7 protein-coding genes are annotated in these 7,185 nt (G+C 65.2%); 4 read left to right on the top strand and 3 right to left on the bottom strand.

Going from position 1 to position 7,185, the window contains the following annotated elements; genetic code table 11:
- The first annotated feature begins 510 nt into the window (after positions 1 to 510).
- Both FHR70_RS17480 and FHR70_RS17475 read left to right on the top strand, forming a co-directional pair.
- The gene (locus tag FHR70_RS17480) at positions 511 to 2,544 is read left to right on the top strand and encodes a M23 family metallopeptidase (RefSeq protein WP_183452478.1); all 2,034 of its coding nucleotides are present in this window, start codon (positions 511 to 513) and stop codon (positions 2,542 to 2,544) included.
- Between the two features lie 6 nt (positions 2,545 to 2,550).
- On the top strand, positions 2,551 to 3,468 hold the full coding sequence (locus FHR70_RS17475; RefSeq protein ID WP_183452476.1) for an AEC family transporter: 918 nt from the start codon (positions 2,551 to 2,553) through the stop codon (positions 3,466 to 3,468).
- On the opposite strand, the gene gluQRS is transcribed toward FHR70_RS17475, so the two are convergent.
- On the bottom strand, positions 3,447 to 4,343 hold the full coding sequence (gluQRS, locus tag FHR70_RS17470; RefSeq protein WP_343058838.1) for a tRNA glutamyl-Q(34) synthetase GluQRS: 897 nt from the start codon (positions 4,341 to 4,343) through the stop codon (positions 3,447 to 3,449). The genes FHR70_RS17475 and gluQRS overlap by 22 nt on opposite strands.
- A gap of 31 nt (positions 4,344 to 4,374) precedes the next feature.
- Here gluQRS and FHR70_RS17465 point away from each other — a divergent pair, with 31 nt between their 5' ends.
- Positions 4,375 to 5,019 carry a DNA-3-methyladenine glycosylase family protein gene (locus FHR70_RS17465; protein ID WP_183452472.1) on the top strand — a complete coding sequence of 215 codons (645 nt, stop codon included), beginning with the start codon at positions 4,375 to 4,377 and terminating at the stop codon, positions 5,017 to 5,019.
- 56 nt (positions 5,020 to 5,075) lie between these two features.
- The gene (locus tag FHR70_RS17460; RefSeq protein WP_183452470.1) at positions 5,076 to 5,759 is read left to right on the top strand and encodes an alpha/beta hydrolase; all 684 of its coding nucleotides are present in this window, start codon (positions 5,076 to 5,078) and stop codon (positions 5,757 to 5,759) included.
- On the opposite strand, the gene FHR70_RS17455 is transcribed toward FHR70_RS17460, so the two are convergent.
- Both FHR70_RS17455 and FHR70_RS17450 read right to left on the bottom strand, forming a co-directional pair.
- Positions 5,756 to 6,526 (bottom strand): HpcH/HpaI aldolase family protein, encoded by a 771-nt coding sequence (locus tag FHR70_RS17455; RefSeq protein WP_183452468.1) that lies wholly within the window; start codon positions 6,524 to 6,526, stop codon positions 5,756 to 5,758. The genes FHR70_RS17460 and FHR70_RS17455 overlap by 4 nt on opposite strands.
- 56 nt (positions 6,527 to 6,582) lie before the next feature.
- On the bottom strand, positions 6,583 to 6,906 hold the full coding sequence (locus FHR70_RS17450; RefSeq protein ID WP_183452466.1) for a DUF1476 domain-containing protein: 324 nt from the start codon (positions 6,904 to 6,906) through the stop codon (positions 6,583 to 6,585).
- Positions 6,907 to 7,185: the final 279 nt, after the last annotated feature.

Below are 7,185 nucleotides of genomic sequence, written 5' to 3'. Positions count from 1 at the left end.
GATCAGGTCGGTATCTATTCACCCGGCTCCAAAGAACCGGCGCAAGGACACCGCCGCCTACGCTTCTCTTCCCCTCTCAACAATGTCAAAGAGCACATGCATCCCGCTAGAGACACAAGAGAGCTTCCGCAGAACAGACCTCGTTCCCGACTTAAAGTCAGGCCCAGCAGCCCGGTCTCTGTGGAAGTTCTTGGCGCCAGCCACTCAGTGGCCGCCGTCGATGGGCGGTATATAGGCCAAACCCTTTTGGCCTGTCAACGGGCTTATGAAAGTTTTTTGACGGTTCGGGAAAGCACCCTGTTCTGGAGCCTGCCGCACAGGTTTTTCCGGCCCTTGCCTCACTGCGGACACAGAATGGCAGGAAGCAGAGCCGCGGCAGGCCTCCCTCCTTAAGGAGTTGGCGTCCTGCACAAGCTTATCTATTGACCTGTGCGGTTGCCGTCTCTTGTGCTAGATGGCCTTCTGGTGTCTGTGACAGCAACCCACCCGCATCGACACTCGACAGGGACCATGAGCCATCTCCCCCCCGATGACAGCCATGCCGGAGGCGCCCGCAGAAACGCGCCGCACCTGTCGTCCGGCGTCGATCTCGGGCATGAGCCGCCGCTGAACAGCAGCGGCAGCGCCGCTCCTGAGATCGACAAGTGGGAGGTCAACCTGCGCTGGCTCGGCGCCAGCGTTCTGACCGGGGTCACGGGAGCCGCCCTGATCGGAGCGTCCATCTACATCACCTTCGAAGGCGCAACCGTCTCCGCGCTGCCTCCCGAGAGGGCGGCCCTTGGCGGCCGCGCATCCTCGGCCAGGGATGAGGATCGGGCGGCGAACGTGGCCCGCAAGGCCGATCGGCTGAACATGACGGAGAATACGGTCTCTGCGCGCCAGAGCTTCAAGGCTCCCATGACGATCCGCAACGGGGAGCGCGAGGCCATCAAGGTTCGCCAGTTCGTGCGCGTGGCCACCAACCTGTCGCTCAGCGCCGGCACCTACGCGACCGATATCCCGCCCTTCAATCCCCTGCGCCTGTTCGCGGAAGAGACGGAGGGGCGGGTCGAGCCGGCCCCCGAGGTCGCCGATGCCGATGTATCGGTTCTCAGGCGCGATCTTGCGTCGGTCGCCATCGAGGCGAGCGCCCCGTCGCTGACCGACAACGACGTGCTTGCGATTCTCGAAGAAGAGCGCCGGGTCTTCAACGAGGCCGGTCGCCGAACCACGGTTTCGATCCCCGCCCAGCAGATGCTGTCGAGAACGCTGCGGCCGCCGGAGGCCTTGGGCGACGCCCTCGGCTATGCCCGGGTGGTCGATGCACCCTTCAGCACGATCGAGGTCCGCGTCGTACCGGAGAACGTGACCGATCTTCCGAAGATCGAGCAGAAGGCCATGCCTCCTCTCATCGAGGAGCGTGACGTGGTTCTCCGCAAGGGAGAGACCCTCGAGACCGCCCTGCGCAGCTACGGTGGCACTCCGGAGCAGATCGCCGCCATTACCTCCGCCCTCTCGGCCCGGCTCAAGATAGAGAGCATGACCGAGGGCCAGCGTCTGCGCATTCTCATCGCCCCGGGCCCCCGCCTGGGGGACCCCCGGCAGATCGTGCGCGTGATCGCGTTCAGCGAGCGCGGCATCGAAGGGATTGCTGCCACCAACGATCGCGGCGTCTTCGTGTCCGTTACCCCTCCCGAGGATCCGGCAACACGCCAGGTCGCGGACGCGTCCGAGGAGGAAGACGAGGAGGATGCCCGCGGCGGCGTGCGCCTTTATGAGAGCCTCTACGAGACGGCGCTCAAGAACGATCTTCCCCGCCAGACCGTGGATGAACTCGTGCGCATCTTCGGCTACGACGTCGATTTCCAGCGCCGGGTCGCGCAGGGCGATTCCTTCGAGGTCTTTTTCGGCTCGGATGACGAGAACGGCACGCCGGAGGTGCTCTACGCCTCCCTGACGGTGGGTGGGGAGCAGCGCCGCGTCTACCGCTACCAGGGCGACGACGGTGCCATCGACTTCTTCGATGAGTCTGGCCGCTCCCTCAAGAAATTCCTCATCCGCAAGCCCATCGCCGACGGTATCCTGCGCTCGGGCTTCGGCTCGCGCTACCACCCGATCCTGGGCTATTCGCGCCCCCATACCGGCGTTGACTGGGCCAACAGGGTCGGCACCCCCATCATCGCGGCTGGCAATGGCACCGTGCTCAAGTCGGAATGGGATTCCGGCTATGGCAGACGCGTCGAGCTTCAGCACACCAACGGCTATGTGACGGCCTATTCCCACATGTCGAGCTTCGCCAAGGGCATTACACCCGGCAAGAGGGTGCAGCAGGGTCAGGTCATCGGCTATGTGGGCAATTCCGGCCTCTCGACAGGCCCGCACCTCCATTATGAGGTGATCATCAACGGCAGCTTCGTCGACCCGCTGAAGATCCGCCTGCCCCGTGGACGCGAGCTCGAGGGCCGCGGTCTGGTTGAGTTCAAGCGGCAGCGCGAACAGGTCGACGAGCTGATGTCCCACAGCGTGGCCTCGGCCAGCCTCTCCCAGCGCGCCGAACTCCGATAAACCCTGATGCTTGACCTGTTCGCGATCGTCCTGCCGGTCTTCGGCCTGATCGGCATCGGCTATGTCGCGCGCCAGACGGGCTTCGTCTCCGAGCGGGTCGGCGAAGGGCTGTCCGAGTTCGTCTTCACCCTCTCCCTCCCCTGCCTGATCTTCCGCACCCTGGTTCGCGCCGAAATCCCGGCCGTTCAACCCTGGGGCTACTGGATCTCGTATTTCGCCGGTGTAGCCGTGGTCTGGTTTCTGGCCACCGGCATCGGCCGGCACTTCTTCGGCATCAAAGGAGTGTCGGGAGTCGTGGCCGGGTTTTCGGCCGGCCAGGCGAACACGGTTTTCGTCGGCATCCCGATGATCCTCAAGGCCTATGGCGACGAGGGCGCCGTGCCGCTCTTCCTGCTGATTGCGGTGCATCTTCCCGTGACCATGACGCTCGCGACGATCCTGGCCGAGGGACGGCAGGCTTCGCCCCTGGTGATCCTGCGACGCCTCCTGACCCACCCGATCGTGGTTGCCATCCTGGCGGGATCCGCCTTTCGCCCGATTGTCTCTTATGTGCCTGCACCGGCCTGGCAGGTCATGGACCTGCTCGCGAGCGCGGCCGTGCCCTGCGCCCTGATCTCCATGGGCATTGCGCTGCGCCGCTATGGCCTCCAGATGGGCTGGAAGCTGCCGACTCTGATCTCATTCCTCAAGCTCGTGGTGCATCCGCTCGTGGTGCTGCTCCTCGCCACGCAGGTCTTCCAGATGCCGCCGGTCTGGGCGGGCGTGGCGGTCCTCTTCGCCTCCTGCCCGTCAGGCATCAACGCCTATCTGTTTGCCGAGCGCTATGGGGAGGGCGTGGCCCTGGCCTCGAGCGCCGTGACGCTCTCGACCTTCCTCGCCCTCGGGAGCACTCTCGTCTGGCTCTATGTGCTGGGGGTTGGCTGAGGGACGAAGCCGAGGCGCTGCCGAACCTCCTGCGGCGTGACGCCTGCAGCCCGGAGTTCCGCCAGAGATTTCGACTGACGGCTCTTCGCCAGCTTGTCGCCTTCGGGATCGAGCACGAGCCCATGGTGATGATAGAGGGGCGTCAGCAACCCGAGCAGGGTCTGCAGCAGGACATGGAGGTCGGTGGCGGCCTCGAGATCCTGGCCGCGGACCACATGGGTGACGCCTTGGAGCGCATCGTCCACCACCACGGACAGATGATAGCTCGTCGGCGTATCCTTGCGCACGATGACGGCATCGCCCCAGCGCCAAGGGTCTGCGGCTACCCGCTCTTCACCGCCCTCGCGATCAAACCTGCAATAGCCGTGAGGCCCAGGCAGAAGTTTCTGCAGAGTCCCCATGTCGAGCCGCCAGGCATGAAGCTCGCCGGCTGTGATGCGCCGTTCGATTTCGTCCTCAGATAAATGCCGGCAGAGGCCTGGATAGAACGGAGCGCCGTCGGGATCGCGGGGCCAGGGCTGACCCGTCTCGGCCTCCCGGCAGGCAACCGCCTCGGCAATGTCCTTGCGAGAGCAGAAGCACGGATAGACGCCTCCCCTCCCCTTCAGGGCGCGGAAGGCGGCGCGGTAATCGTCGAAATGCTCCGACTGGCGCCGGACCGGCTCTTCCCAGGCAAGCCCGAGCCAGGCGAGATCCTCGTAGATCGCCTGCTCGAACTCGGGACGGCAGCGTGTGGTATCGATATCCTCGATGCGCAGAAGCAGGCGCCCGTCGAAGCGCCGGGCGAAATCGGCATTGAGCAGAGCCGAATAGGCATGGCCCAGGTGAAGCCCGCCGTTGGGGCTGGGAGCGAATCGGAAGACGGGCTTCGTCACGGGAGCCTGCGATTGGAAGGAACGCGAAGGAATGGTCACCCTCCTCGAAACGGACGCGGTTCTCAAGAGGGGCCTCGCGGCGCTGGCGAAATCCGATCCGGTCATGGCGCGGCTGGCCGCCGAGGGCGCCACGCCGCAGCTGCGCAAGCGCCCACCTGGGTTCGAAGGCCTCGCCTGGATCGTGGTGGGCCAACAGGTCTCGACCGCCAGCGCTACGGCAATCTGGGGCCGCCTGCGGGCCATTCTCGAACCAGCGACCCCGCGGCGGTTTCTCGCATTATCCGACGAGGAGCTGCGGGCGGCAGGTCTCTCGGCCGGCAAGGTGCGAACTCTTCGCGCCGTAGCGACAGACATCACCGAAGGGCGGCTGCCGCTCGACGATCTCCATAATCTTCCAGCCGACGAGGCTCACAATCTCCTCACGCGGGTGAAGGGCATCGGCCCCTGGACCGCCGACGTCTATCTCCTGTTCTGTCTCGGGCATCCGGACGCTTTCCCGAGCGGGGATCTGGCCGTGCAGGAAGCAGCCCGCCTCGCCTATGGTCTGGAGCAGAGGCCTGACGCCAAGGCGCTGAACGCCCTGGCCGAAAGCTGGCGGCCCTGGCGCGGCGTCGCCGCCAAGGTGCTCTGGGCCTACTACCGGATGGTCAAGGCGCGGGAGGGAGCGCCGGCTTGACGGTTGAGCCGTTCCGCTCTGCAATCGGGCGCCTTCAACGAACGGGAATACGCTTCATGGCCAGCATCGACGGTCCACGCCTTTCTCCTCGATCAGGCGTGGCGAAGCAGCTCGTCGTCTTTCTTCACGGGCTCGGCGCGGACGGAAACGACCTGATCGAGCTTGGTGAACAATGGCGTGCCTGGCTGCCGGACGCCGCCTTCGTCGCCCCGCATGCGCCTGATCCTTGCAGCAACGTGCCGATGGGCCGGGAATGGTTTCCGCTCACCTTGACGGATCCGCGGGAGTTCTGGCGCGGTGTGACCTATGCGGGGCCCGGTCTCGACGCCTTCATCGACCAGGAGCTCGCCCGCCATGACCTGCCGCCGTCGAGGCTCGCTCTCGTCGGCTTCAGCCAGGGCGCCATGATGGCGCTGCATGTGGGCCTGCGCCGCCCAACCCCTCCTGCCGCAATCCTGGGCTATTCGGGTCTTCTTGTGCTGGAGGATGGCGAAGGGCCGGAAGGCCTCATGGCCTTGAGGCGGACAGCGCCGCCGATCCTGCTGATCCACGGCGACCGGGACGATGTGGTGCCGGTCGAGATGTTCTTCTTCTCGAAGGAGGCCCTGGGCGCCGCGGAGATCCCATGCCAGTGGCATATCTCACCAGGACTCGGCCATGGGATTGACGGAGAGGGCCTCCGCCAGGGAGGCCTTTTCCTGACCCAGTCCTTCGGCCTGCCCTCCCCGGAGAAAACTTAGGCTCTGGCGGCAGCCAGGGCTGCGTGAGCGCCAGTGCGCAGCATGGACATGTCGCTGCCGATGGAGACCATGTGAAAGCCCTTGGCGGAGAGTTCGGCCGCCCGGGCCCCCGAAACCGCATAGATGGCCGCGATCTTGCCGGCGGCTTTGACCCTGGCGAGGGCATGGTCCAGGGCCCGGTCTACCTCGGCGCTGGTCGGTTCGACCCCTTTGCCGCCCGAGAGGGCGATGGACAGGTCGGAGGGGCCGATGAAGACCCCGTCGATTCCCGGCACCGCCAGGATGTCGTCGATGATGGCGAGCGCCTCCCGGGTCTCCACCATGGCGAAGGAGACGGTCAGATCGTTGGCCGTCCGGAGATATTCGCCCGGCTCGAGCCCCGTAAGCGCCAGCGCCCCATAGGCGCCCCAGCTCCGCTCGCCCACCGGCGGGAACTTCGTGAAGGCGGCAAGCCGCTTGGCATCCTCGACCGTGTTGATCATGGGCGCGATGATGCCCGAAGCGCCGGCATCGAGATAACGGGATGCCGAAGCAAAATCCCCCACGGGGATGCGGACGATGGCCGGCTTTCCCGCTGCCGCGATCAGCGGAATGGCCTGAACGGAGGCGGCGAAATCGATGGAGCCGTGCTGCGTGTCGAGCACGACGGCATCGAAGTCCTCGCGGGCCAGGGTCGCGGCGATGGACGGATCCGGTAGGCCGCACCAGGCGGTGAACAAGGGCGTGCCGCCTTTCAGGCGCTTGGGAAACGATGGATGGGTCGGCATGGCGCCCTTTCGGCTGATTTAGAGGACTGGAGTTGACGAGCAGGTGAGGAGGGCCGTTACCGGCCCGCCTTGACCTCCTCGATCGCCCGTCCGGTCAACTCGTTGAGCTTGGCCTGGAGTTCGGCATCGCCCATCGACTTGCCGGCGCCGTCGAGATCCTGGCGCACCTTGCGCAGGACATCCCCATCGCCCGCTTCCTCGAAATCGGCCAGAACGACGCTCTTGGCATAGGCTTCGGCCTCATCTCCGCTCTTGCCGAGCCGTTCGGCAACCCAGAGCCCGAAAATCTTGTTGCGGCGGGCCGTCGCCTTGAAGCGCAGATCCTCATCATGGGCGAACTGCTTCTCGAAGGCGTTCCTGCGGTCGTCGAAAGCGGTCATTCCGTTACTCTCCTTAAGCTTGAGCCTTCATGCGATATAAGGGCGCACTCGCGCGGATGCCAGACGCTCCCCATCTTTAAGATCGGTGCTTCGATCTCGCTGCCCGCCTTCAACTCTCCCCTGCGTTGTGCTTGCCCGTGGGATCGGATAGGTTGCCCCTAAGCGGAGCGCCGGTGGGAAGCCGCGCTTAACGCTAAAGCATCGGACCCAAAAGTGGACTTGCACTTTTGGGGTCGGATCCGATGCTTCTTTCTTGGATAAGAGCATCGTGTGGCCGGA

The sequence above is a fragment of the Microvirga lupini genome (assembly GCF_014191055.1).
In the GTDB taxonomy this organism is placed as follows: Bacteria; Pseudomonadota; Alphaproteobacteria; order Rhizobiales; family Beijerinckiaceae; genus Microvirga; species Microvirga lupini_A.
Note: the sequence above shows the minus strand (reverse complement) of the source record. Positions and strands in the feature narration are given on the sequence as shown.